23 protein-coding genes and 1 pseudogene are annotated in these 23,655 nt (G+C 61.2%); 9 read left to right on the forward strand and 15 right to left on the reverse strand.

From position 1 onward, the window contains the following. The first annotated feature begins 60 nt into the window (after positions 1-60). A complete protein-coding gene (locus tag YUO_RS0109535; RefSeq protein WP_028347041.1) occupies positions 61-1,563 on the forward strand; it encodes a flavin-containing monooxygenase in 1,503 nt (500 codons plus the stop codon). A gap of 43 nt (positions 1,564-1,606) precedes the next feature. Here YUO_RS0109535 and YUO_RS0109540 read toward each other — a convergent pair whose 3' ends face one another. Both YUO_RS0109540 and YUO_RS48905 read right to left on the reverse strand, forming a co-directional pair. Further along, the gene (locus YUO_RS0109540; protein ID WP_235782666.1) at positions 1,607-2,275 is read right to left on the reverse strand and encodes a methyltransferase; all 669 of its coding nucleotides are present in this window, start codon (positions 2,273-2,275) and stop codon (positions 1,607-1,609) included. A 102-nt stretch (positions 2,276-2,377) separates the two neighbouring features. Next, positions 2,378-2,623 (reverse strand): annotated as a pseudogene (locus YUO_RS48905) (methyltransferase family protein); the annotation flags it as partial. Positions 2,624-2,947: 324 nt separating this feature from the next. On the opposite strand from YUO_RS48905, the gene YUO_RS0109545 reads away from it, so the two are divergent. Genes YUO_RS0109545 through YUO_RS0109555 form a run of 3 tightly spaced genes read left to right on the forward strand, consistent with a single transcriptional unit; the run spans position 2,948 to position 5,744 of the window. Continuing rightward, positions 2,948-3,997: an aromatic ring-hydroxylating dioxygenase subunit alpha gene (locus YUO_RS0109545; RefSeq protein WP_028347043.1), complete on the forward strand. Its 1,050-nt coding sequence runs from the start codon at positions 2,948-2,950 to the stop codon at positions 3,995-3,997. 4 nt (positions 3,998-4,001) lie between these two features. Then, a complete protein-coding gene (locus tag YUO_RS0109550) occupies positions 4,002-4,754 on the forward strand; it encodes a GntR family transcriptional regulator (RefSeq protein ID WP_028347044.1) in 753 nt (250 codons plus the stop codon). 9 nt (positions 4,755-4,763) lie between these two features. After that, positions 4,764-5,744, forward strand: a complete 981-nt coding sequence (locus tag YUO_RS0109555; protein ID WP_028347045.1) for a PDR/VanB family oxidoreductase — start codon at positions 4,764-4,766, stop codon at positions 5,742-5,744. A 1-nt stretch (position 5,745) separates the two neighbouring features. Here YUO_RS0109555 and YUO_RS0109560 read toward each other — a convergent pair whose 3' ends face one another. The 8 genes from YUO_RS0109560 to YUO_RS0109600 all read right to left on the reverse strand — a co-directional run bounded on the left by YUO_RS0109560 (position 5,746) and on the right by YUO_RS0109600 (position 13,234). Continuing rightward, on the reverse strand, positions 5,746-6,450 hold the full coding sequence (locus YUO_RS0109560) for a hypothetical protein (RefSeq protein ID WP_035726339.1): 705 nt from the start codon (positions 6,448-6,450) through the stop codon (positions 5,746-5,748). A 52-nt stretch (positions 6,451-6,502) separates the two neighbouring features. Then, on the reverse strand, positions 6,503-6,694 hold the full coding sequence (locus tag YUO_RS0109565; RefSeq protein WP_035726342.1) for a hypothetical protein: 192 nt from the start codon (positions 6,692-6,694) through the stop codon (positions 6,503-6,505). A 1,222-nt stretch (positions 6,695-7,916) separates the two neighbouring features. Beyond that, positions 7,917-8,243 (reverse strand): hypothetical protein, encoded by a 327-nt coding sequence (locus tag YUO_RS0109575; RefSeq protein ID WP_156908564.1) that lies wholly within the window; start codon positions 8,241-8,243, stop codon positions 7,917-7,919. A 235-nt stretch (positions 8,244-8,478) separates the two neighbouring features. After that, positions 8,479-8,889 (reverse strand): hypothetical protein, encoded by a 411-nt coding sequence (locus YUO_RS0109580; RefSeq protein WP_028347049.1) that lies wholly within the window; start codon positions 8,887-8,889, stop codon positions 8,479-8,481. 16 nt (positions 8,890-8,905) lie between these two features. After that, positions 8,906-10,549 (reverse strand): GMC family oxidoreductase, encoded by a 1,644-nt coding sequence (locus YUO_RS0109585; RefSeq protein ID WP_028347050.1) that lies wholly within the window; start codon positions 10,547-10,549, stop codon positions 8,906-8,908. A gap of 24 nt (positions 10,550-10,573) precedes the next feature. After that, entirely contained in the window at positions 10,574-11,167 is a 594-nt protein-coding gene (locus YUO_RS0109590) for a GNAT family N-acetyltransferase (RefSeq protein ID WP_028347051.1), read from the reverse strand. A gap of 157 nt (positions 11,168-11,324) precedes the next feature. Beyond that, positions 11,325-12,251, reverse strand: coding sequence for an SMP-30/gluconolactonase/LRE family protein (locus tag YUO_RS0109595; protein ID WP_028347052.1), 927 nt, complete (start codon positions 12,249-12,251; stop codon positions 11,325-11,327). Positions 12,252-12,400: 149 nt separating this feature from the next. Beyond that, positions 12,401-13,234 (reverse strand): AraC family transcriptional regulator, encoded by an 834-nt coding sequence (locus YUO_RS0109600; RefSeq protein WP_028347053.1) that lies wholly within the window; start codon positions 13,232-13,234, stop codon positions 12,401-12,403. Between the two features lie 118 nt (positions 13,235-13,352). Here YUO_RS0109600 and YUO_RS0109605 point away from each other — a divergent pair, with 118 nt between their 5' ends. Then, positions 13,353-14,459 (forward strand): mandelate racemase/muconate lactonizing enzyme family protein, encoded by a 1,107-nt coding sequence (locus YUO_RS0109605; RefSeq protein ID WP_028347054.1) that lies wholly within the window; start codon positions 13,353-13,355, stop codon positions 14,457-14,459. A gap of 213 nt (positions 14,460-14,672) precedes the next feature. On the opposite strand, the gene YUO_RS0109610 is transcribed toward YUO_RS0109605, so the two are convergent. Then, positions 14,673-15,035: a hypothetical protein gene (locus YUO_RS0109610; protein WP_430649533.1), complete on the reverse strand. Its 363-nt coding sequence runs from the start codon at positions 15,033-15,035 to the stop codon at positions 14,673-14,675. 206 nt (positions 15,036-15,241) lie between these two features. On the opposite strand from YUO_RS0109610, the gene YUO_RS0109615 reads away from it, so the two are divergent. Further along, positions 15,242-15,475: a hypothetical protein gene (locus YUO_RS0109615; RefSeq protein WP_028347056.1), complete on the forward strand. Its 234-nt coding sequence runs from the start codon at positions 15,242-15,244 to the stop codon at positions 15,473-15,475. A gap of 227 nt (positions 15,476-15,702) precedes the next feature. On the opposite strand, the gene YUO_RS0109620 is transcribed toward YUO_RS0109615, so the two are convergent. Both YUO_RS0109620 and YUO_RS0109625 read right to left on the reverse strand, forming a co-directional pair. Next, positions 15,703-16,137, reverse strand: coding sequence for a cupin domain-containing protein (locus tag YUO_RS0109620; RefSeq protein WP_028347057.1), 435 nt, complete (start codon positions 16,135-16,137; stop codon positions 15,703-15,705). Between the two features lie 304 nt (positions 16,138-16,441). After that, positions 16,442-17,095: a glutathione S-transferase family protein gene (locus tag YUO_RS0109625; protein WP_028347058.1), complete on the reverse strand. Its 654-nt coding sequence runs from the start codon at positions 17,093-17,095 to the stop codon at positions 16,442-16,444. 372 nt (positions 17,096-17,467) lie between these two features. Here YUO_RS0109625 and YUO_RS0109630 point away from each other — a divergent pair, with 372 nt between their 5' ends. The 3 genes from YUO_RS0109630 to YUO_RS0109640 all read left to right on the forward strand — a co-directional run bounded on the left by YUO_RS0109630 (position 17,468) and on the right by YUO_RS0109640 (position 20,793). After that, complete coding sequence (locus tag YUO_RS0109630) at positions 17,468-18,247, forward strand: bestrophin-like domain (RefSeq protein ID WP_035726344.1); 780 nt, start codon at positions 17,468-17,470, stop codon at positions 18,245-18,247. A 273-nt stretch (positions 18,248-18,520) separates the two neighbouring features. After that, the gene (locus YUO_RS0109635; RefSeq protein ID WP_051379347.1) at positions 18,521-19,786 is read left to right on the forward strand and encodes a polyhydroxyalkanoate depolymerase; all 1,266 of its coding nucleotides are present in this window, start codon (positions 18,521-18,523) and stop codon (positions 19,784-19,786) included. 209 nt (positions 19,787-19,995) lie between these two features. Next, positions 19,996-20,793 (forward strand): substrate-binding domain-containing protein, encoded by a 798-nt coding sequence (locus YUO_RS0109640; protein WP_028347061.1) that lies wholly within the window; start codon positions 19,996-19,998, stop codon positions 20,791-20,793. 132 nt (positions 20,794-20,925) lie between these two features. On the opposite strand, the gene YUO_RS0109645 is transcribed toward YUO_RS0109640, so the two are convergent. Together YUO_RS0109645 and YUO_RS0109650 are read right to left on the reverse strand one after the other, a co-directional pair. Further along, on the reverse strand, positions 20,926-22,662 hold the full coding sequence (locus tag YUO_RS0109645) for a bifunctional protein-serine/threonine kinase/phosphatase (protein WP_028347062.1): 1,737 nt from the start codon (positions 22,660-22,662) through the stop codon (positions 20,926-20,928). Positions 22,663-22,724: 62 nt separating this feature from the next. Continuing rightward, the gene (locus YUO_RS0109650) at positions 22,725-23,576 is read right to left on the reverse strand and encodes a formate/nitrite transporter family protein (protein ID WP_028347063.1); all 852 of its coding nucleotides are present in this window, start codon (positions 23,574-23,576) and stop codon (positions 22,725-22,727) included. Between the last annotated feature and the right edge of the window lie 79 nt (positions 23,577-23,655).

Consider the following 23,655-nt stretch of genomic DNA (forward strand, 5'->3'; position numbering starts at 1 on the left):
AACCTGAGGTTCTGGCGTTTTGCTTTCGTAAACACGACCAACGAAAAAAGAACAGGGAAGATGAACGTTCAAAGCCAGATCGACGCAACGTCACCCCGCACGACCGAGCATTTCGACGTCCTGATCGCCGGTGCCGGCATTTCCGGCGTGGGAGCGGCCTATCACCTCATCACGCAGTGCCCGGGAACGACGTTCGTGGCGCTCGAAGCGCAAAAAACCTTCGGCGGCACCTGGACCACCCACCGCTATCCCGGCATCCGCTCCGACAGCGACCTCCACACCTTCGGTTACCGCTTCAAGCCGTGGACGACAGCGCCGATCGCGAGCGCCGCCGAAATCCTCAAATACATGGGTGAAGTGATCGAGGAGAACGATCTCGCCCGCCACATCCGCTACCGGCACACCATCACCTCAGCGAAATGGTCGAACGAGGAAAACCTCTGGACCATCGAGGCCACGCGCACCGATACCGGCGAACAGCTGCGCTTCACCACCAATTTCTTCTGGATGTGCCAGGGCTATTATCGCCACACCGAGGGCTATACGCCGGAATGGAAGGACATGGCCAAGTTCAAGGGCCCGATCGTCCATCCACAGAAATGGCCTGAAGACCTCGACTACAAGAACAAGCGCGTCGTCGTGATCGGCTCGGGCGCTACCGCAGCGACGCTGATCCCGGCGCTGGCTCCCGATTGCGCGCACGTCACCATGCTGCAGCGTTCGCCGACGTATTTTCGCACCGGGCGCAACGCGATCGAAATCGCCGAGGAGCTGCGGAAACTACAGGTCGACGAGACCTGGATTCACGAAATCACACGACGGAAAATCCTGTTCGACCAGGACGCCTTCACCCGCAAGACGTTCAATGAGCCGGAAGCGGCCAAGAAGGATTTGTTGTCGGCGGTCGAAGCCTATCTCGGCAAAGACTACGACATCGCAACGCACTTCACGCCAAAATACCGGCCGTGGCGGCAGCGCATCGCCTTCATTCCTGATGGAGACCTGTTCCAGGGCATCAAGTCCGGCGAGGCCTCCGTCGTCACCGACGAGATCGAGAGCTTCACCGAAAAGGGCATTCTCTTGAAATCCGGCAAGGAGCTGGAGGCCGACATCATCATCACCGCGACCGGCTTCAACCTCTGCGCCACCGGCGACATCGAGTTTGCCATCGATGGCAAGCCGCTCGACTTCGCCGATACCGTGACCTATCGCGGCATGATGTTCACCGGTGTACCGAACCTGGTCTGGGTGTTCGGCTATTTCCGCGCGAGCTGGACGCTGCGCGTCGATCTCGTTGCCGACTTCGTCTGCCGGCTGCTCAAGCACATGAAAGAAACCGGCGCGAAAAAGGTGACGCCGCAATTGCGTGCCGAAGACCACAACATGCCCCTATTGCCGTGGATCGATCCGGAGAATTTCAATCCCGGCTACATGATGCGCGGCATGCACCTGCTGCCCAAGCGCGGCGACAAGCCGGAATGGCAGCACAACCAGGACTACTGGGCGGAAAAGGACGAATTTCCGGCCATCGACCTCAAGGACAAGGCATTCGTTTACGGCTGAAGCCGGTCACCGGGTGAGGGCTGCATCCCCTCACCCGGCTTCTTCAGGCAGGACGCGCCTCAATCAGATTGAAGCGGCCGGCCGGATAGCTCATGACCAGATCGAAGCCGCTCTGATCGAGCAATTCGCGGTACTGTCGCTCGGTGCGCTCGAGCCCTCCGGGCCCGCGAAGCATGTTCAGATCGCTCAACGCCTGCTCCTTGTCGTCGTCAGCCATGGATGGCCTCTCCGGCATCAGCCGTTCCACCAGAAGCAGCTTGCCTTCGGCGGGGAGCGCCTTGCGACAGCTTTGCAGGATCGTGACACTGCGCGCATCATCCCAGTCGTGAATGATGCTCTTGAGAATGATCGCATCAGCGATCGTCGGCACGGCCTTGAAGAAATCGCCGGCCACAAATTCCACGCGGTCATCGACACCGATTTGCCTGAGATGCTTGCTCGCGGCCTCGGCACATCTCGGAAGGTCGAAAACAGTTCCGCGCAGTTTCCGGTTTTGCTGCGCGATGGCGCCGAGCAATTCGCCGGATCCGCCGCCTACGTCCATCAAGTGGCGTATCCCGCTGAAGTCATAGGACTGAAGGACATTCGGTGTGACAAGACGGGTAAGCTCCACCATCGCCACGTTGAACTTGTCCACAATGTCCGGCGTCCGGCCCATCAGCTCGAAACTGTCATCGATGCCTTGCAGTTGCGCTGCGGTCTTGCCGGTCATGATGGATTCAAGCATTCCGCTCCAGGATTTTGAGATCAGTTCGGTCTCAAGGATTGCCCAGCCCTTGACCGAATGCTTCGCGGAGCTATCGAGGCAGGCACCCATGTCCGTCAACGCATAGCGATCTTCGCCGCTACGCGAACAGATGCCCAGGGTGGAAAGCGCGGTGAGCAGGCGGCCAAGCGCTCGTTCATCTGCCCCGGTTGCCTTGGCGAGTTTGCCGACCGTCTGCGGTCCGTAGCTCAACAACTCGGCGAGCCCGAGTTTGGCCGCGACATAGATCACCGCCGTAACACGTTGCGACTGGATCAAATCGAAAAGCCTGAGGGCCGATACTTGAGATGACATCGCGCCTCCTGTTGTCGTGATTGTTGATCTCCCTGCGGATTGCCAAGCGCTGCTTGGAAACTGAGTCGGCGCTGCGGCTTTAGCCCGGCCACCTCCAGTGCGAGGCGGCAGCCATTCGCTCCGACAACGCCTGCAAGCATGTCCATCCGGCTTGCGCGCTTGACCCGCGGTAAAGGGTGGCGCCTAAGCGGGATAGGCGAAATGAACCAATTCACAAAACCTATGTATACTTTTACGGTATTATAATATGTCAAAATCGAGCCAATTTGCCATCGGATCGCGTCCTATGTATACAAACTGCACTCAGTCCGAAGGAGTGCAGCCATGCCGTCCTCATTTCCCCTCAATGCCTGGTACGCCGCCGCCTGGGACGTCGACATCAGGCGCGCGCTGTTTCCGCGCACGATCTGCGGCAAGCATGTCGTGATGTACCGCCAGTCCAACGGGCGGGTCTGCGCGCTGGAGGACGCCTGCTGGCACCGCCTGGTGCCGCTCTCGAAGGGACGGCTCGACGGCGATACAGTCGTCTGCGGCTATCACGGGCTGAAATTCAATGCGCAGGGCCGCTGCACCTACATGCCCTCGCAGGAGACCATCAATCCTTCCGCCTGCGTGCGTTCCTACCCCGTGGTCGAGCGCCATCGCTTCATCTGGCTGTGGATGGGCGATCCGGCACTCGCTGACCCTGCGCTGGTGCCTGACATGCACTGGAACGACAACCCGACCTGGGCGGGCGACGGCAAGACCATTCACGTCAAATGCGATTACCGCCTCGTGGTCGATAATCTGATGGACCTCACCCACGAAACCTTCGTGCACGGCTCCAGCATCGGCAATGATCACGTGGCCGAAGCCCCGTTCGACGTCACCCATGGCGACAAGACGGTCACCGTGACGCGCTGGATGAAGGGTATCGACGCGCCGCCGTTCTGGGCCGCGCAGTTGCAGAAGCCGGGCCCGGTCGACCGCTGGCAGATCATCCATTTCCAGGCGCCAGGCACCGTCAACATCGACGTCGGCGTGGCGCCCGCCGGCACAGGCGCGCCGGAAGGCGACCGCTCGCAGGGCGTCAACGGCTTTGTGCTCAACACCATGACGCCGGAGACAGCGACTACCTGTCATTATTTCTGGGCCTTCGTGCGCAACTACCGGACATCGGAGCAGCGGCTGACCACCGAAATTCGCGAAGGCGTGTCAAACATCTTCCACGAAGATGAAATCATCCTCGAAGCGCAGCAGCGTGCGATGGACGAGAATCCGGACCGCACCTTCTACAACCTCAACATCGATGCCGGCGCGATGTGGGCGCGGCGCGTGATCGACCGGATGGTGGCGCGCGAGAGCGCACCGCAGACCATGCAAGCTGCGGAGTGAGGAAATGAGCGAGCGCGACGCCGAACGTTCCGTGTCGCAGACCGTGCGGGCGCAGCTCGCGCTGCGCGACATGATCCTGTCCGGGCGGCTGCGCCCGGGCGAGCGCATCAGCGAATTGCAGGCGGTCGACATCACCGGCGTTTCGCGGACCCCGGTACGGCTGGCGCTGGTCCGGCTGGAGGATGAAGGCCTGCTGCAGGCGATCCCGTCCGGCGGCTTCATGGTGAAAGCCTTCACCGAGCGCGACATTCTGGATTCGATCGAACTGCGCGGCACGCTGGAGGGCCTCGCCGCGCGCTTTGCGGCCGAGCGTGGCGTCAGCGCACGCAGCCTTGAACCGCTCAAGGAGTGCCTTGCCGATCTCGACCAACTGGTTCGGCAGGACCCGATTTCGGTCGAAGCCTTTTCCGCCTATGTGACGATGAACGCGCGGTTTCACGCGCTGCTGAACGAATTGTCCGCCAGCGCGCCGCTGATCCGAGAGATCGACCGCGTCTCGGCGCTGCCGTTCGCTTCGCCAAGCGCATTCGTGATGGCGCAGTCGGCGCTTCCCGAAGCGCACCAGATCCTGCTGATCGGGCAGGATCATCACCGCATCGTGGTCGATGCGATCGAGAACCGCGAGGGCGCGCGCGCCGAAGCCGTGATGCGCGAACATTCCCGCCTCGCCGCGCGCAACCTGCGGCTCGCGATCCGAAACCGCACGCATCTCGATTTGCTGCCCGCGCTCGCCCTTTTGAAATCGCCAGTCGAATAGAGATAGCCCATGCGTTTTGCCGAGCAGTGGAGCTGGTGCACCGTCGAATCGATCCGCGACGTGACGCCGACGATCCGCGAATTCCGCCTGCGCCCCGAGAGCGGTCATGTCACGCCCTACCCGGCAGGCAGCCATATCGGCGTCTCCGTGCTGATCGATGGACAGCCGGCGCGCCGCTCCTATTCGCTGGTGGAGAACAGCGACGCCGGCACTTATCGCATCGCGGTGCGGCTGGCGCCGGACAGCCGCGGCGGCTCGCGCGGCATGTGGAATTTGCGAGCTGGCGCGCGGATCGAAATCTGCAACCCAAGCTCGCTGCTTGAGATCGACTGGACGCGGCGAAATTATTGCCTGATCGCCGGCGGCATCGGCATCACGCCGATGACAGGCATCGCAGCCGCACTCCGCCGCAGAAATATCGACGCCCCGCTGCATTATGCCGTGAAATCGCGCGGCGACGCGGCCTTCCTGGGCGAACTGACGACGCTGCTCGGCGACCGGCTGAACGTCTACGCCTCCGATGAGGGCGCGCGGCTCGATCTCGAAACCACCTTCCGTGCACTGCCGGACGACGCCATCGCCGTCATCTGCGGGCCGATGCGGATGCTCGAAGCTGCGCGGCGCGCCTGGAATGACTTAGGCCGCGCGCCCGCCGATCTCCGCTACGAGACTTTCGGCTCCAGCGGGTTGAAGCCGACAGCGGAATTCCGCGTGCGGCTGAAGGATACCGACATCGAATTGATCGTGCCGCAAAACAGCTCGATGCTGGATGCGCTGAACGGCGCCGGCTTCGAGGTGATATCGGACTGTCAGCGCGGCGAATGCGGCGTCTGCGCCCTCGACGTCGTCGCCGTCGAGGGCGAGATCGACCATCGCGACGTGTTCTTCAGCGATCAGCAGAAGCAGGACAACCGCAAGATCTGCCCGTGCGTGTCGCGCGCGATCGGTGTCGTGACGATCGATACGCTGTACCGGGCTGAGGCTGTCTAGTTTAGCGCTCGGACAGGCGGATTATCTGGCGCCCGTTATTCATCGCCTTGAGATTGTTGACGTACTCCTCAGGGCGCTGCCAGCGGTGAGGAACTTTCAATCCCATGAAATCCGCGATGTCACCGATGAACGCAGTGCAATTGGTTGTTTCGGCGTTCCAGACCGGTGAACTCGCCTGTAATTTCTTGATGTATGCGAAAACCCTTTTTGCGTCCGGCTCATTCAAGTAAACGCGATAGCTAGCGGTCAAGTACTGCGGATCAAGATCGCCATAGCTTGCCGCGGTTTCGGACGGCACCCACATCAAATGACCAAGTACATAAGCCGCGGTGTCTCCCGCAGGGGTAAGGCCCGCGACTTCAACTGCTCGCTCGCTTGTCTTCCCAAACCAGACGAAAGCGTGTCCCCAGCTCGCCGCCGTCCTGGCTCTGAAATCAACGTAATACGGGCCCTTTGCTGATCCCGATCTCGGCTTTCGAGTCGACTGTGGCGTCGATTTCGATTCAATGGGCGCTTCACTGGAAACAAGCGCGCTCGCGGCGGCGGTGCGCTTGTGGACCTCCCGTTTCTGGGAAATGAAACGTTCCGAGCGAGCGCGACTGTCAATCTCGCGTGCCGAAGCTGATTGGATGTTGCACTGGAGCAAGACAGCGAGTGTGAATCCCGCAAGCAAGCATATTCCCAACCCCTTCGGCCGATTTGCCACGCTTCGCCCTTCAACTGTCGACGATAAAGGTCAGATTCAGCGAGACCTTAAGTCAATACCGCGTATAGGGCCGCGGCGGCGCGACAGGCGTCTTGCCGATTGGGGTCTTCCCGATTGGGGTCTTGCCAATCGGCATCTTGCCGATTTGGGCCGTCTGATAGACGGGCTGTCGGCGCGGAATGTCGGCAGCACCAGCGGCAGTCACCACGGCAAGCGTTGCACCGACAACAATCACAGTCTTCATCACGGTACTTTTCCTCCAGGTTAGAAGAAACAAGGCAGCAAACTGCTGCGCGTTCCCCTCAGACCCGCCGTGAGCATGACCGTCGGAATACGTCTACAGTGCGGCAGATCAGACACGTTCGACGGATAGGTCTGCAGTGCGGCAGATATGAGACACGTTGGAACCTCACGCCCTATTCGGTCGATGGTGCAATAGCCGAACGTCATTGTCGCGCCAATCCATCCGATGGCGATGCCATGGCGATATTGACGACGGGCCCACGTTGTTCGGCTTTGGGCAAACTCGGAAGTCCGGAGGTGATCGGCAATAGAGTAACGGAGGCTGCCATGCGGGCAGCCTCTCTCCATATCTTGAAGCTATCCCCACCCCGCCGCCTGCCCCCGTCATGGAGACTCATCCCAACGTGGAGATGTAACACCAAGGCTCACGCCCATCCCGAACTCACGTGTGGGCTTCCGATCGGTCCTTAACAACCGTTGTGCGGCCTCGGCGTTTGTGGCGCAGCGCTCGAGCCAGCGAGCCACGAGAAAATCAACCCGCGCGGCAAATCGCCGTTGAGCCGCTGCCAGCACAGCCCTCGCGCCCAAGCTCTGATCGGATGGTCTCTTGACGTCGTTGCGGGCGTTCATCTTGCCCTCCTGCCGGTTCGGCGGAGGGAGCGGCCCTGCGCCGAGAGTTACACTCTTGCTTTGCGGATCAGCCCCGCTTCGAGCTGAAAATTCGGGCCCCACGTCATCACGGACATGCACGACCAATCGGCCAGCCGAATAAGCGGCCGGACGCGGACGGCAGTCTCTGCGATGTGTGTGCGTGCGTTGCGCATTACGGTCCTCAAGAGTGCAGGCAATTTCACCCGCGACAATGTCATGATCTAAACGCAGAGAAAATCCGGCGCGTCAAATGTTTTGTGTTCACGAGGTGCGGGATTTGTTGCGTGCTAGTAATTTTCGAACGCCAGCGGAGCCGGCTGGGTTCAAAAATTTCAGCCTTTTGTTAGCTGAGGGGAAGTGGCGGTTTACTTCGCCATGTCCGGTCTACCCCCCGGGGGGCACACACCAATCGGATCGGTATGTCCACCGGCGGTCATTAGCTGAACCTACAGCTCACCTCCGGCACTTCCGTTCGGCCCGCGAGAGCAGACGTTGCCGATCGTGATCGTTCATGCCGGAGATGGGCCAGAAGCCGACATCGGCCGTTGAACGGATGGTCTTAGCAACCGGACTTATCTTGCAGACAATGAGGGACGTTCGCGAGCGCGATCAAATTTTCGCTGATTGTCGATCGCGATCCAGGCACAAAGCCATGCCAGACCTACCGGCACGATCTCAAAGAGGAAGAGCTTCGGATACAATTTATCTTCGAGCAGCCAGCCAAACACGACTAGGTGCACCAAGAAAAACCATAGCGGAGGCAAGAACGCCAGCACCGAAAATAAGACCGCGCCGTTTCTGAAAAGTCCTCGTCCGAATTTCAACGCTGTTATCGCCGGCAACGTGCTGACGCAGGCGATGCCTAGGTACACTGACAAAATCACGAAAGAGCGCAACATGGAGACGTTCCGGCCTCAGTCCAGCTAATGACGTTTGTAGTCAAGTCCGGTAAACGGAGCATGTTTTTCGTGTGCTCTCGCTAAGCCACGATTAAGAAATTGTTACCTTGGTGGACCGCTGAAGAGCCTCCGCAGAAGTCCGCTTTGGGGTCACGAGCGGTAATACTCCAACTGATCGTAAGATTTCCGCCTCTCCGTCAGAAGCGGACATCTACGCCTTTATGAGTCCACGCCCCTAGAAGAATTCGTCGAGGAACGCCGCCGCTTCGTCCGAGATGCCGGCGATCTTGTTCGTTGCCTGACGATAGAACTTGAAATTGAGCTCGGTCTCGGGCCGGCCGTCTTTCCACTCGGTGAAATGCTTGAGCTCGCTCCGCCCCAGCGACCGCTTCGCGAGCGCGGTGCGTCTGATGGTGACGCTCACACGTGGTGTTTGCCTGGTGATGCCGCGCATCCTGGCGATCGCTTCGGCTGAAATAACAACGCCGCGCGCGATAAGGCCCTGCCCGCCCTCGTTCTCGCTCGCGAACACGAAAACCGTGTCGCCTTCGGCGATGTGCTTGCCGCCATACATGGTCTTTTGCGCTGTCAACGCGAACGTCTTCGGCCGCAGATCGGAAACCTCGGCCTTGATCGCGAACGCCATGCTCCTCGTGCCAATGCTAGGCCGACACCGGGAATCTGACGGCTTCCAGCGCGGTCTTGCCGCGGATCATGTCAGAGGCCTTGTCGGCGATCATCAAGGTCGAGGCGTTGAGATTGGCCGAGATCATGCGTGGCATGACCGAGGCGTCGACCACGCGCAGGCCCTGCAGTCCGTGCACGCGCAACTGGTCGTCGACCACGGCCCATTTGGCATCCGCCGGGCCCATGCGGCAGGTGCAGCCGGGATGGAATGTGGTGGTGCCGCGCTCGGTGGCGGCGGCCAGGAATTCGTCGTCGCTCTGCACCTTTGGTCCGGGAAAATCCTCATAGGCGTAGTATGGCGCGAGCGGCTTGGACGCGAGCAGCCGGCGCGCCAGCTTCATGCCGGCGACGACGACGCGGCGATCGATCTCTTCCACCAGATAATTGGTCTGGATAATCGGCGGCGCGAACGGATCGGCCGAGCGGATGCGGACAAAGCCGCGGCTCTCCGGGCGCTGCTGCCATGAGGCAACCGTCATGCCGGGCTCGTCCTCGAGCTGGCCCTGCACGCCTTCCTTGTAGCTCGCCGGCGTAAAGGTAAGCTGCAGGTCGGAGCTTTCGGTGGTCTCGCCGGAGTGCCAGAAGCAATAGACCATGGTCGGCGACAGCGACAGCAACCCGCGCCGCGTCGTCGCCCATTTCAGCGCCTCGACCCACAGGCTCAGGCCGCGCCTGAGTTCATTGATGGTCTTGATGTTCTTGACGCGTGCGACCGAGCGCGGCGCGTAATGATCCTGCAGGCCTTCGCCGACGCCCGGCAGCGCGTGACGGACCTCGATGCCGTGCGATTGCAGCAGTTCGGGCGAGCCGACGCCGGACAATTGCAGCACCTGCGGCGAGTTATAGGCGCCGCCGGAAAGAATGACTTCCTTGTTGGCGCGCACCTCGACGGGCGTGCCGCCCTTGCCGCCCCGGAGATAACGCACGCCGACCGCGCGCTTGCCCTCGAAAATCAGGTTGGTGACATGCGCATGCGTGCGCACATCGACATTCGGCCGTTTCCGCGCCGGATGCAAAAACGCTTTCGCGGCGCTCATGCGCAGACCGTTCTGGATGGTGCGCTGGCAATAGGAGACGCCCTCCTGGATCGCGCCGTTGTAATCGGGATTTTTGGGGATGCCGAGGCTGACAGCGCCCTCCATGAAGGCCTCGCACAGCGGATCCTTCCAGTCCATCGTGGTGACGGTGAGGCTGCCTTCACGGCCGCGATAGGTCTCGTCGCATTCGCCGACGCGGCACTCCAGCCGCTTGAAATAGGGCAGCACGTCCGGATAGCCCCAGCCGCGATTGCCGAGCTGCGCCCAGGTATCGAAATCCTGGCGCTGGCCGCGGTTGTAGATATGGCCGTTGATCGAGGATGAACCGCCCAGCGTCTTGCCGCGCGGCGCGTAGATGCTGCGCCCGCCGGTCCACGGCCCCGGTTCCTGCTGATAGGCCCAGTTGACGCTCTTCATGTGGAACGTCTTGATGAAGCCGGCGGGCAGGTGGATATAGGGATGCCAGTCCTTGCCACCCGCTTCGAGCACGCAGACGCGGCTGGAAGAATCTTCGCTGAGCCGGTTGGCGAGCACGCTGCCTGCGGAGCCCGCGCCGATAATCACATAATCGAACGTTTCCATCGTCTCTTTTCTGGCGCGGCTTAGTTACCGCGGCTTATCGTTGAGTTGATAGGTGAGATGCGCCTTCACCGTCGGCCATTCGCTGGCAATGATGCTGTAAACCACGGTGTCGCGCAATGTCCCGTTCGGCGCGATCTGATGGCTGCGCAAGATGCCATCCAGCTTGGCGCCCAGGCGCTCGATGCCGCGCCGGCTCTGGTGATTGAAGAAATGGGTGCGGAACTCCACTGCAATGCAATTCAACTTCTCGAACGCGTGCGTCAGCAGCAGCAATTTGCACTGCGTATTGAGCGCGCTGCGCTGCACGCGCTTGGCGTACCAGGTCGAGCCGATCTCGACGCGGCGGTTGGCGGCATCGACATTCATATAGGTCGTCATGCCCGCGATTTTGCCCTCGGCATCATAGACCGTGAACGGCAGCATCGATCCCGCGGCGAGCAGGCCGAGCCGGCGATCGATTTCCGTTTTCATGTTCTCGGCGGTCGGAATGAAGGTGTACCAGAGCTTCCACAGCTCGCCGTCTTTTACCGCTTCCACCAGGCCGTCGACGTGATCGTGCGACAACGGCTCCAGCCGCGCATGCGCGCCGCGAAGGGTTACTGGTTCAAGAAAGGCCATTTAAAAACTCCGTCGTCACGCCGTCATTGTGGAGCGGTCGCGATCCATCCTCCCCGTCATTCCGGGATGGTGCGCTAGCACCAGACCCGGAATCTCGAGATTCCGGGTTCGATGCTTCGCATCGCCCCGGAATGACGATTGCGCTATCGCGCAATCGTCACTTGTTCAAGAAATTCAGTGCCAGTCCCGGCCGCGCCCAATCCATCGCAATCAACTCACCCCTCCCCGACAGCGTGATGTACGCCGTCTTCAACTCCGGCCCGCCGAATGCGATATTGGTGGTGACGCGGTCGCCGGTCGGCACCTGCTCGACCAGCGTGCCGTCGGGCGCGATCACCGAGATGCAGCCCGACACCAGCGTCGCCACACAGACATTGCCGTTTGCTTCCACCGCCATGGAGTCGAACATCTGGTAGCCGCCGAGCCCCGCGATTGGCTTGCCGCGCTCGCCGCGGTAGATCACGTCGCGCGGCTTGATAGTGCCGGGCTCGGAGATCTCATAGGCCCACAGCCGCGCGGTCGGCGTCTCCGCGATGTAGACGGTCTTTTCGTCCGGCGACAGGCCAATGCCGTTGGCGGGCAGCACGCCGTGCACGACCTCGACGACCTCCTTCATGTCCGGCTTGAGATAATAGAACCCGCCGACATCCATCTCGCGGGCGCGGCGCTTGCCGAGATCGGAGAACCAGAGGCCGCCGTGCTTGTCGAACACGAGATCGTTGGGCCCCCGCAGGGCGTGCTCACCGCATCTGTCGACGACGGTCTCGATCTTGCCGCTCTGCAGATCCACGCGCTGGATCGAGCCGCCCTGATAATCATCGGGTTGCGGCCCCGGCATGATCATCTTGCCGGTCGGAATCCAGCTAAAGCCGCCATTGTTGCAGATGTAGATCTTGCCGTCGGGGCCGAGCGCTGCGCCATTGGGGCCGCCGGGAATTTGCGCGACAACCTCCTTGCGCCCGTCAGGATAAACCCGCGTCAGCCGCTTGCCGCGGATTTCGACCAGCACCACCGATCCGTCCGGCGTGACAACCGGGCCTTCCGGAAACTCCAGATCGGTGGCGAGAACGCGGATATCGGCCATGAATCCTCCCGGCTTGCTTTTGGCTGCAGGCGGATTTCTGGCTCGGCCCCGCACGCGCAACAATTCGTTGCGGCTGTTATGGCAAAGTCGGTTTGGCTTGCCAAGCAATCACGGGCATTGAAGCGCCGCAGGGCAGCATTGCGAAGACGCTACTCCTTGACTGGAATCCAGATCTCCAGCCCGCCATTGCCGGTGGCGGGGTCGAAATTCTCGTCGTAACGCTCGAAGCTCGGCGCATCTGCCGCCTTCATGCCTGATGCCGGCAGCCAGTGATTCCAGATCGTGTTGACGGTGCGGCGGATCGTCGAGATGTGCTCCGTGTGGGTGAACACCGCATATTTCTGCTCCGGAATCCGCACGCGGGCGAACTCGCGCGGCAGGTCGGAGAAGTCGGCGACCTCGACGCCGGCGATGTAATCGAAGCCGGAATCATCGCCATTGCAGCAGACGCCGTAGGCCACCTTGCCGACCCGGTTCGGAATGTCGTCGACTTTCTGGTGAAATTGCTCCCACTGGTTCGGAATGCCGGCGCCGCCATTCTCGTGCGTGCAGCGTTCGCTGATGCCGGCGATGAGCAACGGCTTAGAAGTTTCGAAACGCGGTGGCTTGAGAGTATCGAGCAGAGTTGAATCCATCATGATTGGCTCCTGAAGCTTGAGATGATCAAGGCACGTTGCGGCGCGGACCGCTTCGGGCGTGATGCCGAAATGGTCGCGGAACGCGCGGGTGAAAGCTTCGTGAGAACTGTAGTCCGCGTCCAGCGCGAGGCTTAGAATGTCGGGCGCGCCGGCGGCCAGCGCCTGCGCCGCCTTGGTCAGCCTGCGGGCACGCACATAGCGCATCACCGAAAGGCCGGTCGCGGCGGCAAATGCCCGCACCAGATGGAAACGCGAGACGCCGGCAATGCCGGCGATCTCATCGAGCGTCAGCGGCTCGGCGAGATGGCTTTCGATGTACCAGAGCGCCTTCTGGGCTGGATTCATGGCTCACAGCTTTCATACGAAGCGTTGGCATTATCGGCGGTTCCGCCGCGCTTCATTTGACAGTCCTTGCTCTTCGATCGTGCCACTGACAAGGTAGGGAACGCTTTCGGAGGGTACCATGCTGATCACCAATGTCCGGGCGCACCATATCCGTATTCCCTATGACGCCGGTGTCGCGAGCTTCAAACAAGGCGCGTCTGCCATCTCGGCGGTGGAAATCGTCATGGTGGAAGTTTCGACCGACGCCGGCGTCACCGGCTGGGGCGATGCCTTTGCCTATGTCTGCCCGCGAACTAGCTACGCCGCCATCGAGGAAATGATTGCGCCGCAGGCGCGGGGACAGAAAGTCCCAGATGCGGCCGGCATTCCCGCCTTCATGGAACAGATCCAGCGCAACCTGCATCTATTCGGCCGCTATGGCATCACCATGTTTGCGATCTCCGCGTTGGATATAGCGCTGTGGGACCTCGCGGCAAAGGTCAAGGGCGTGCCGTTGCACCGCCTGATCGGCGAAGCCAAGCGCAAGCGGATTCCTGCCTATGCGAGCCTGCTGCGGATCGGAAAGCCAGAGCTGATCGCAAGCGAATGCGAGACCGCGCTGCGGCAGGGCTACAAGGCGATCAAGCTGCATGAGACCACAACGCCTGCGGTATTTGCCGCGCGGCAGGCGGTCGGCGCCGGCATTCCGCTAATGGTCGATTTGAACTGTCCGCTGAATGGCGAGGCCGCGATCGCCTTCGCGCATTCCTGCCGCGACGCAACGCCGATGTTCCTCGAAGAGCCGGTCTGGCCGCCGGAAGATTTTGCGACGCTGGCCGAAGTGCGAAGCAAGGGCGGGCTTAACATTGCGGCTGGCGAGAATGCCTGCACGGTTCATCAATTCAGGCAGATGCTGAAGGCGGGCGCGGTAAGCCATGCGCAACCCTCCGTCATCAAGGTCGGCGGCATCACCGAATATCTTAAGGTCGCTGCCTTGGCCGACGAATTCGGCGTCAGGCTTGCGCCGCATTCGCCGTATTTCGGGCCGGGCTTCCTGGCGACGCTGCACTTGATGTCGCTGCGCGACGACGCGAGCTTTGTCGAGGTGTTCTCCATGAAACGCGCCGCCTGCTTGTGGCGCGGCGGCATCGACGTCGATGCCAATGGCAATGTGGAGGTGCCGCAGGGGCCGGGTCTCGGTTACGAACCGGATAAGGCCGTCATGGAGCAATACCGCGTGGCGTAACGGCAGCTATCTCTACTGCGTCATCAGCCCTCATGGTGAGGAGCGCGAACGGGTCCGCGCTTAGCGCGGCCCGATGACAGGCTCCGCGCGTCTCCGGACGATGCTTCGCCGGGAGAACCATGAGGCCCCGTCTGTGGCCTACATCCTTCGAGACGCCCGCCTCTAGCGGGCTCCTCAGGATGAGGGGCTTCGAGCGGCTCTGACGCAATAGAACTACTTCGTACCGTCCTTTGCAGGCGCTGAATCCTTCGCCGTTGGCGCAGCGGTCTTCTTCGCATCCTCCGCCGCCTTGTTCTGCGCCGCCTGCAACTCGCCGACCAGCTTCTGCAAGCCAATGACCGCGTTCTTCAGCGCCTCGATCTGCCGGTTGGCGGCATCAATTTTCTGCTGATGATCGGTGGTGAGTTTTGTGATCGTCTTCTGCAGGAAGTCGACATTGCTCTGCAGGCAAGAGGTGCGCCGCTCCATGGTTTTTTCGACGGTGCAGATCTCGATGCCGGGAACGTCCTGCGCGCGGACGCTTGCCGGCAACAAAGCCATCAACAGCGTGATGGCGACGATCATGATCCTGGGCATCGGAGCAATCATCAAAATCCTCGTTCCACAAGCATCCCACGCAGGGGAACGTCTATCACAGCAATTTGCGCGAAGCAGGGCCCCGTCCCCAGAGATACCATACTGATACCTCATTCAGGCGTTGTGCTTCATCCCGTTAACAGTGGATGGATTTCGCCGCACCTCAAACCGGTGTGTTAGCCGGGTGCGGCAGTGGAGATTGATTGATGGCAACGCGTGAAAAACGACTGGCGCAGTTCGATGGCAACGGGGAGCCGCCGCAGAACCTGCCGGTGGAAGTTCTTTGCGAAGATCACAGCGGAACCTATCAACTGCCGTTCGCCTGCCGATGGATCGACGGTCAATGGCGCAATGACAGGACCGGCGGCATGGTCGAGGCCACCGTGGTCGGTTGGCGACTGCCGCGGCCGAGATCTGAAAACGCCTCGGAAAGGCCCTGACCCGTCGCAGGTTGCGTCAAAATGCGACGGACGAGCGCGGAACTTTAAGGTTCGGAACAGCTACGGAACGAACAGCGCCCGAATCACTGATTTGGCGCCGTACGCTCCTGTTCACGGCTAGATGTCGGGCACCCATTCCAGCCGGCGCACCACATAGAGAACACAGCAATCGGCCGCAGCCAGCGGCCGACGACAAAGGTTAATTCCTCAGGCGATGACATGGGCGGTCAGCTCCACGGCGTGGGCGGCGGCACCTTGTCGACCGCAGGAGGCACGTCGACGGTCTTGAAGTCGGCGGGGCTGACGATCTCGAGGTATTCCATGTCTTCCGAGTAATCGTACAGGTAATGCGTGATGCCCGGCCGCTGGTGCACGACATCGCCGGCCTGCACCAAGGTCGACTTGTCCTCATACATGAAGCGCGCCCAGCCCTTGGTCATGATCACGATCTGGAATTCGCATTCGTGCTTGTGCCAGCCGGTGCCCTCTTCGGGCGGCAAGTCGGGGTTGGCCTTGACCAGATGGCAGATCACCTGCCCGCCGGTGGCATCGGCAATGCCGAGATCGCGGTACAGGAAGAAGTCGCGCAGACCTCCGCCCTTGAACTCGGTATCGCCGGGTTTGACGTGAGAGAATTTGCTGACGACGGCCTGCTTGTTCATTGAAGCCTCCACGGTTCGCGTTGACGGGACCGCGACAGGCGAAGAGCGTCCAAATTTTCGGCAGCGTCGCATCGTCGCGTTCACGGCTGCATGCTGCTATGCGAAATCCACGCCAGTCACCTTGCAATGCAGCGATTTGGCCGGCATCGGTGCAGTGAACCGCTTGGCCGTAGGCAGAAATCCGGTTTCGGCGGCTTGCGAAAAATGGCGAAAGGGTCGGCCGCGCGCAGATCACGACCGACACCGGCTTGAGCAAGCCTGCCCGTTGCCTGAGCCCTTCAGGCGAGCAGGGCCGCAGGCCTGCCTAATATTCGACCTCGAGCTCTTCGATATCGGCGGGCTCGGCCTTGGCGGCCTCGATCCATTCCTGCATCTCTGGCATTGCCATGATGGTACTGGCATAGGCCGCGAGGATGGGCTCGAGCTTGACGTCATAGGTCATGAAACGGGTCACGACGGGCGCGTACATGGCGTCCGCCATGGTGCGCTCGCCGAACAGGAACGGCCCGCCTGATTCCGCAAGGCATTCGCGCCAGATGGTGCAGACCCGGTCGATATCGGCCTGCGCGCGCGACCAGATCTTGAAGCCCGGGAAATGGCCCTTCAGGTTGACCGGCAGCGAGGCGCGCAGGGTGGTGAACCCCGAATGGATTTCGCCGCAGATCGAGCGGCAATGGGCGCGTCGGATCCGGTCGGCCGGCAGCAGGCCGGCGTCCGGCATGGCCTCATTGAGATATTCCGCGATCGCCAGCGTATCCCAGATGGTGGCGCCGTCGTGGCGCAGGCACGGCACCAGGATCGACGACGACAGCAGCAGGATTTCGGCCCGCGCGGAAGCATCGTCCGGGGCGGTGATGACCTCCTCGAACTCAAGCCCTGAGAACTTCGCCAGCAGCCAGCCGCGCAGCGACCAGGACGAGTAATTCTTGCTGGATATGGTCAGTGTCGTCGTCGCCATATGGCCTTCCCTCGAAAACCAAAACGCCTTTTGCGCAGCCAAGGACGGCCGACCGCGCCGCCGCCCAATGCCTGTGCGTCGGGCATTTGTACAGCAAGCCACGTGCCAGTTTTAGAGGCGGCCCGGCCCGCTGTGGCGTCGATATTGCATGGCGTATGGGACAGGGGCTGATGTGAATGATGTCAATGATGTAGCACCAGAACCAGTTGCGACGGATTGGTCTCCCTTGGACGGTGGCAGATATCTTCCAAACACGGCGCAGAGCTTGCCGGTCTCGTGGTGACGAAAGCAATCGAGAGCGCTTCGCTGGGCAATTGCCGTATGCCGCCGACGCGCTAGGATGCTAAGGGGCAAGCGTTCCCAGGAGCCGTGATGCAAAGCTGGTTCATAGCGTGGCTCGCGCTTCCTGTCGTCGTGCTCTTCCTGAGCCTGTTCGCGTTCTACCTCGCTACGGCAGCCCTGATGGTATGGCTGACTTTCCGGTCACCGCTCAGCGGACGCATCCAAAGCTTCAAAGGGGTGGTTGCCCCGTTCTTTGGGTCGACTGCTATCATCTTCGGACTGCTGCTCGCGTTCCTGTCCAACGACATATGGGATCGCAACAACCAGGCCGATCGTATCGTCCTCATCGAAAGCAACACGCTCGTCGCACTTTACAGCCTGAGTGCCGCAAGCGGAGCCGATAACAGTCGCTTGCGCTCCGCGATTCGCGCTTATGTGACCGCCGTTGTCGAAGACGAGTGGCCTCGACTGGCGCGGCAGCAGAGGTCCGCAACGACAGATGCGGCGATGAACGACCTGCTGCGAGAAGTGGCGCAGACCGGCGTCTCGAAGGACGCCGATGTCCGAAAGGCGCTGCTGGACATGGTGCTGAGGATACGGAATGCTCACGAAGACCGCGTCGAGCTCAGCGATGATCGCACCGCTGTGTCGAAGTGGGCAGCGGTCCTGATGCTTGCGCTCGTCACCCAATTGGCGATTTCCGTCGTGCATCTGGAAAGACCGCGACCACAGATCGCTGCGCTGTTCATCTTCACGCTGGCCGCGGTATCGGTTCTCGGTTTGCTGGCGATTCACGAGGCACCGTTCCAGCCGCCGGTCTTCGTTCCTCCCGGCCCGATCGGGGACGTCTTGCAGCAAGTGCCGATATGACTCGCGCCTGTCCCGGTCAAGCTGGCGATGGCGTCTAACCGTCAGTGGCATCCGCTTCCGTCCAATGGACAGGCAGGGGAATTGATTTCGCCGCTTCAAACAGTGCCTTTAGGGACATGCCCCAAGCTAGCGCCCGGAACCCAATGCGCGAGGTCGGCCTGAACCTTTACCCAGAGCAAAATGCCGATCGATTGGTCCGAATGTTGCTTGATCAGCTTATTGGTTCGCCTGTCGGCTGTTGGGCGGCGACGTGGATTTCGGTCGGCGGGACGAATGAAAAAATCTCTTTGGTACAATGATTTACCAATTCTGATACAGACAGGTTTGATGTACCAGGCCTACCAGAACCACATGGACCTGACGTCGCCATGGCGGACCGGGGCGGCAGCGGCGCTCAGATATCTCAACCTGGTGCCGCAGGGCGTCTCCGACAAATTGTTCGGCCGGCTGGCCGCTTCGCTCGAACTGATCTCGCGCTCCTCCCTCACCTATCACCGGCCGGCCTATGGCATCGACAGGGTGCTGGTCGGCAATCAGGAGCTGGAGGTAACCGAGGAAGTCACCTTCGCCACCCCGTTCGGCTCGCTCTTGCATTTCAAGAAAGAGAACGCGCCGGAGCAGCCGCGACTGTTGCTGGTGGCGCCGATGTCCGGCCATTTCGCGACGCTATTGCGCGGTACCGTGAAGACGTTGCTGCAGGACCACGACGTCTACATCACCGACTGGCACAATCCGCGCGACATTCCGCTTCATGCCGGCCGGTTCGGGCTCGAAGATTACACCGATCACCTGATCACCTTCCTGGACAAGATCGGTCCGCGTGCGCACATGGTGGCGATCTGCCAGCCGTCGGTCTCGGCGCTGGCCGCGGCCGCCGTGATGTCGGAGGATAATCACCCCGCCCGCCCGGCGACGTTGACTCTGATGGCGGGGCCGATCGACACGCGGATCCAGCCGACCAAGGTCAATGAATTCGCCAAGAGCAAGCCGATCAACTGGTTTGAGAAAAACCTGATCAATTACGTGCCGGTGCAGTGCAAGGGCGCGTTTCGAAAAGTCTATCCCGGCTTCGTGCAGCTCACCGCCTTCGTATCGATGAATCTGGAGCGCCACGTCAAGCAGCACATCGACCTCGCCAATCATCTCGCCAGGGGCGAGAAGGAAAAAGCCGCGATCATCAAGACCTTCTACGACGAATATTTTGCGGTCATGGACCTGCCCGCCGAATTCTATATCGAGACCGTTCGCGACGTGTTTCAGGAGCATCTGTTGCCGCAGGGCAAACTGATGCATCGCGGCCGGAAGGTCGATCCGGCCGCCATCAGGCGCATGGGCCTGATGACGGTCGAAGGCGAAAAGGACGATATCTGTTCGATCGGCCAGACGCTGGCGGCACAAGACCTCTGCACCGGCGTGCGCGCCTATCGCAAGGTGCACCACATGCAGGCCGGCGTCGGCCACTATGGCGTGTTCTCCGGCAAGCGCTGGAACAACGAGATCTATCCGCTGCTGCGGGACTTTGTGCATTTGAATTCGTGAGGGTTTCGTTACGTCGTGCGCAACGCCGTAGGGTGGGCAAAGCGTAGCGTGCCCATGCATCAGCGATCGGCACGCGAGAATGGTGGGCACGTCGCTTCGCTCCTTTGCTCACCCTACGCAGTGCCGACATGCGGCACTAGCCGCCTTCCTTCTCACGCTGTAAAAACCTTCCGAGGTCGACCGCTCAAGAGTCGTCCCGGGAGGAATTCATGACGCGGCTTTCGAAAACACTTCGCACCCTCGCGCTCGCCACTCTCAGTGCGTTCCTGCTGACCGTCACAGCCACGGCTGCCGAGGTGCGCGTGATGATCTCGGGCGGACTGTCGGCCGCCTACAAGGCGCTGGTTCCGGAATTCGAGCGCAGCACCGGCCACAAGGTGCTGACCGCTTACGGGCCGTCGATGGGCACGACCACGAATGCTATCCCGGTGCGGCTGGAGCGCGGCGAACCGGCCGACGTCCTCATCATGGTCGGTTATGCGCTCGACGATCTCGCCAAGAAAGGCAAAGTGACTGCCGGCACGAGCGTTGATCTCGTCAAGTCGCCGATTGGGGTTGCCGTTAAGTCAGGCACGCCAAAGCCGGACATTTCTACGGCGGATGCGCTCAAGCGCGCGCTGCTTGCGGTGAAGACCGTGGCCTATTCCGACAGCGCCAGCGGCGTCTACGTCTCGACCGAGATGTTCGACAAGCTCGGCATTACGGAAGCCATGAAAGACAAAGCGAGGAAGATTCCGGCAACGCCGGTCGGCGAGATCGTCGCGCGCGGCGATGCCGAGATCGGCTTCCAGCAGATCAGCGAATTGAAGCCCGTGGAGGGCATCGAGATCGTCGGCCCGCTGCCGGACGAATTGCAGAAGATCACGGTGTTCTCCGCAGGGATCGCCAGCCTCTCGAAAGAACCAGAGGCCGGCAAGGCGCTGATCAAGTTCCTCGCCTCACCCGCCGCGCGTCCCGAAATCGTCAAGAGCGGCCTCGACCCGATTCCGGCGGGTACGACGAACTAACACTCTGCGTTCCCCGGATGCTTGCGCAGCGCGCCGCCCTTGCGGCGTGATGCGCTGCTGGGGTCTATGACTCTGGATCCCGGCTCTGCGGAGCAGCGTTACACGCTGCACCGCGTCCGGGACATGATGCCTTCACCGATGCATCCCGTGCTGCATCGCCAGCAGCACGATCACGGCCAGCGCCAGCACGACCGTCGTGCTTTTCCAGAACAATAGCGGATTGCGCTCGATCAGCGGCGTCCGTGACGTCGAGAGATAGTTTGCATTGGGATGGCGCAGGTCGAACAGGAATTCCGAAAAACTGTCATAGCGCTTGTAGGGATTGGGGTGCACGGCCTTCTCGAGCGTGCCGTCGATCCATTGCGGCAACTCGCGGTCGCCATGCGACGCCGGGCGGTAGACCAGTTTGTTGAATTGCGACCTGGTCCGCGCCTTTGCGATCTGGGCGCCATAGGGCAATTTTCCGGTCAGCATCTGATAGGTGATGACGCCGAGCGAAAACAAGTCCGAACGCATCGTTGCCGGCTCGCCGAGGAAATATTCGGGCGCGGTGTATTGCTGGGTGCCGAGAATGTCATTGCGGATGCCGGATGGCTCGGCCTCGACAACGCCCGTGATTTTCGTCGAACCGAAATCGATGATCTTCACGGTGCCCGTAGCATCAATCATGATGTTGTCGGGCCTGATGTCCTGGTGCAGCATCTCCTTGCGATGGAAGGCGCGCAAGCCCTTGGCGATCTGCTCGACGATGCCGCGCACGGCTTCCAGGCTCGGTTTCGGATTGTCGATCATCCATTGCGTCAGCGTCTGCCCGTCGATGTACTCGGTCGCGACATAGAGGAAGTTGCGCTTGCGCTGCAGCAGGCAGGGTTTAAGCACATGCGGACTGTCGATCCGCCGCGCCACCCACTCCTCCATCATGAACCGCTTCAGGTAAGCCGGATCATCGCGTAAATCGATCGACGGAATCTTGATGGTGACCACCGCGTCGGTTTCGATGTCGACGGCAAGATAGATGTGGCTGCGGCTGGAGCCGTGCAGTTCGCGGACGATTCGGTAGCCGTCGAACACGGTGCGCGCCTCAAGAAGCGGCGGCAGCGGCAGTTCATGCGGCTGGGCGAACACTTCGCTGGCGGCGCCGTCGGGCACCTCATCGACGCGGACGATCTGGACGGTGAGATTGTCCTTGCTGCCAGCTTCAAAAGCCTGGTCGACAATCCCCTTCGCGGCCGCATCGAGATCGGCGCCGCCTTCGTTCACCGCCTTTGCCATGCGGCGGGCGCTAAGATGCTCGTAGATGCCGTCGGTCACGAGCACAAAGACGTCGCCCGGCTCGAGCCGCAGCATCTGGTAGTCGATTTCGATTTGCGGATTTACGCCGAGCGCGCGGCCGAGATAGCTCTGCTGCGACGAGATGACGATGCGGTGGTCGTTGGTCAATTGCTCCAGCGTATTGCCGGAGAGACGATAGATGCGGGAATCGCCGATGTGAAAGAGATGCGCCGTGGTCGACTTGATGACCATGGCGGAGAGCGTACAGACGTAACCGCGGTCCTTGTCATAGGCATACTGGCTGCGCGTCTGCGAATGCAGCCAGGAATTGGTCGCCTCCAGCACGCGCTGCGCCGAGGTGCGCACCGACCAGGATTCCGAGGTGCAGTAATAATCGGTCAAAAACCCCTTGACCGCCGATTCTGCGGCGACCCGGCTGACCTTGCTCGTGCTGATGCCGTCGGCCAGCACGATCGAAATGCCCTTGAGGCTGAGCAGCGGCTCGTCCGGGATCAGGACGCCATGGAAATCCTGGTTGGTTTCCTTGAGGCCCTTATCGGAAAATTGTCCGACCGATATTTTCAGCTCGCGCGGCATTCCCGGCTTTCACGACGATGGGCCTCTCCCCTGACGAGGAGAGGCCCATCCTCGTCTTAAGATCAAGCGGCAATGCGCGAGGACGGCCGCGAAGATGCCGCAGCCGACGCGCTGCGCGACGGGCCCGTCTTGACGTGGGTCGCGTACAGCGTCAGCCCGGTGAAAGCGAGGCCGCCGACGAGGTTGCCGACCACGGTCGGAATCTCGTTCCAAATCAGATAGTCCCACCAAGTGAAGTTGCCGCCGAGCAGGAGACCGGATGGGAACAGGAACATGTTCACGATGGAATGCTCGAAGGTCATGAAGAAGAACAGCATGATCGGCATCCACATCGCGATCACCTTGCCGCTGACATGCGTGGAAATCATCGCGCCGACGACCCCGGCCGAGACCATCCAGTTGCAGAGCATGCCGCGGATGAACAGCGTCAGCATGCCGGCCGCGCCATGGTTGGCATAGCCGACGGTACGGCTCTCGCCGATTGTGCCGATCACCTGGCCGATCTTGTCCGGTGGCTGCGACCAGCCGAAAGTGAACACGATCGCCATCATCACGGCGACCGTGAAGGCGCCGGCGAAATTGCCGATGAAGACGAGGCCCCAGTTGCGCAGCACGCCGCCAAGCGTCACGCCAGGGCGCTTGTCGATCAGCGCCAACGGCGCCAGCACGAACACGCCGGTGAGCAGGTCGAAGCCGAGCAGATACAGCATGCAGAAGCCGACCGGGAACAGCGCGGCGCCGACGATCGGCACGCCGGTCTGCACGTTGATGGTGATCGCAAACGCCGCGGCAAGCGCGAGGATCGCTCCGGCCATGTAGGCGCGGATGACCGTATCGCGCGTCGACATGAAGATCTTGGATTCTCCGGCGTCGACCATCTTGGTCACGAATTCCGAAGGCGCGAGATAGGCCATTCCAGTTCCCCTTTCGAGACAACGTTGAAGCGCGCCGGATGCTGCGCAGCCGTGCACCGATTAAATGAAAAATCTTGCC

Origin of the sequence: Bradyrhizobium murdochi (genome assembly GCF_000472965.1) — a bacterium.
Taxonomy (GTDB): Bacteria; Pseudomonadota; Alphaproteobacteria; order Rhizobiales; family Xanthobacteraceae; genus Bradyrhizobium; species Bradyrhizobium murdochi.

Excerpts from the sequence above, each read along its gene's own strand:
- YUO_RS0109620 (WP_028347057.1), bottom strand. The coding sequence starts at position 16,137 with ATGAACAAGCAGGCCGTCGTCAGCAAATTCTCTCACGTCAAACCCGGC.
- YUO_RS0109600 (WP_028347053.1), bottom strand. The coding sequence starts at position 13,234 with ATGAATCCAGCCCAGAAGGCGCTCTGGTACATCGAAAGCCATCTCGCC.
- YUO_RS0109630 (WP_035726344.1), top strand. The coding sequence starts at position 17,468 with ATGCAAAGCTGGTTCATAGCGTGGCTCGCGCTTCCTGTCGTCGTGCTC.
- YUO_RS0109610 (WP_430649533.1), bottom strand. The coding sequence starts at position 15,035 with ATGCCCAGGATCATGATCGTCGCCATCACGCTGTTGATGGCTTTGTTG.
- YUO_RS0109555 (WP_028347045.1), top strand. The coding sequence starts at position 4,764 with ATGCGTTTTGCCGAGCAGTGGAGCTGGTGCACCGTCGAATCGATCCGC.
- YUO_RS0109595 (WP_028347052.1), bottom strand. The coding sequence starts at position 12,251 with ATGGCCGATATCCGCGTTCTCGCCACCGATCTGGAGTTTCCGGAAGGC.
- YUO_RS0109540 (WP_235782666.1), bottom strand. The coding sequence starts at position 2,275 with ATGACCGGCAAGACCGCAGCGCAACTGCAAGGCATCGATGACAGTTTC.
- YUO_RS0109640 (WP_028347061.1), top strand. The coding sequence starts at position 19,996 with ATGACGCGGCTTTCGAAAACACTTCGCACCCTCGCGCTCGCCACTCTC.
- YUO_RS0109590 (WP_028347051.1), bottom strand. The coding sequence starts at position 11,167 with ATGGCCTTTCTTGAACCAGTAACCCTTCGCGGCGCGCATGCGCGGCTG.
- YUO_RS0109650 (WP_028347063.1), bottom strand. The coding sequence starts at position 23,576 with ATGGCCTATCTCGCGCCTTCGGAATTCGTGACCAAGATGGTCGACGCC.
- YUO_RS0109545 (WP_028347043.1), top strand. The coding sequence starts at position 2,948 with ATGCCGTCCTCATTTCCCCTCAATGCCTGGTACGCCGCCGCCTGGGAC.
- YUO_RS0109575 (WP_156908564.1), bottom strand. The coding sequence starts at position 8,243 with ATGTTGCGCTCTTTCGTGATTTTGTCAGTGTACCTAGGCATCGCCTGC.
- YUO_RS0109635 (WP_051379347.1), top strand. The coding sequence starts at position 18,521 with ATGAAAAAATCTCTTTGGTACAATGATTTACCAATTCTGATACAGACA.
- YUO_RS0109645 (WP_028347062.1), bottom strand. The coding sequence starts at position 22,662 with ATGCCGCGCGAGCTGAAAATATCGGTCGGACAATTTTCCGATAAGGGC.
- YUO_RS0109580 (WP_028347049.1), bottom strand. The coding sequence starts at position 8,889 with ATGGCGTTCGCGATCAAGGCCGAGGTTTCCGATCTGCGGCCGAAGACG.
- YUO_RS0109605 (WP_028347054.1), top strand. The coding sequence starts at position 13,353 with ATGCTGATCACCAATGTCCGGGCGCACCATATCCGTATTCCCTATGAC.
- YUO_RS0109615 (WP_028347056.1), top strand. The coding sequence starts at position 15,242 with ATGGCAACGCGTGAAAAACGACTGGCGCAGTTCGATGGCAACGGGGAG.
- YUO_RS0109535 (WP_028347041.1), top strand. The coding sequence starts at position 61 with ATGAACGTTCAAAGCCAGATCGACGCAACGTCACCCCGCACGACCGAG.
- YUO_RS0109585 (WP_028347050.1), bottom strand. The coding sequence starts at position 10,549 with ATGGAAACGTTCGATTATGTGATTATCGGCGCGGGCTCCGCAGGCAGC.
- YUO_RS0109625 (WP_028347058.1), bottom strand. The coding sequence starts at position 17,095 with ATGGCGACGACGACACTGACCATATCCAGCAAGAATTACTCGTCCTGG.
- YUO_RS0109565 (WP_035726342.1), bottom strand. The coding sequence starts at position 6,694 with ATGAAGACTGTGATTGTTGTCGGTGCAACGCTTGCCGTGGTGACTGCC.
- YUO_RS0109550 (WP_028347044.1), top strand. The coding sequence starts at position 4,002 with ATGAGCGAGCGCGACGCCGAACGTTCCGTGTCGCAGACCGTGCGGGCG.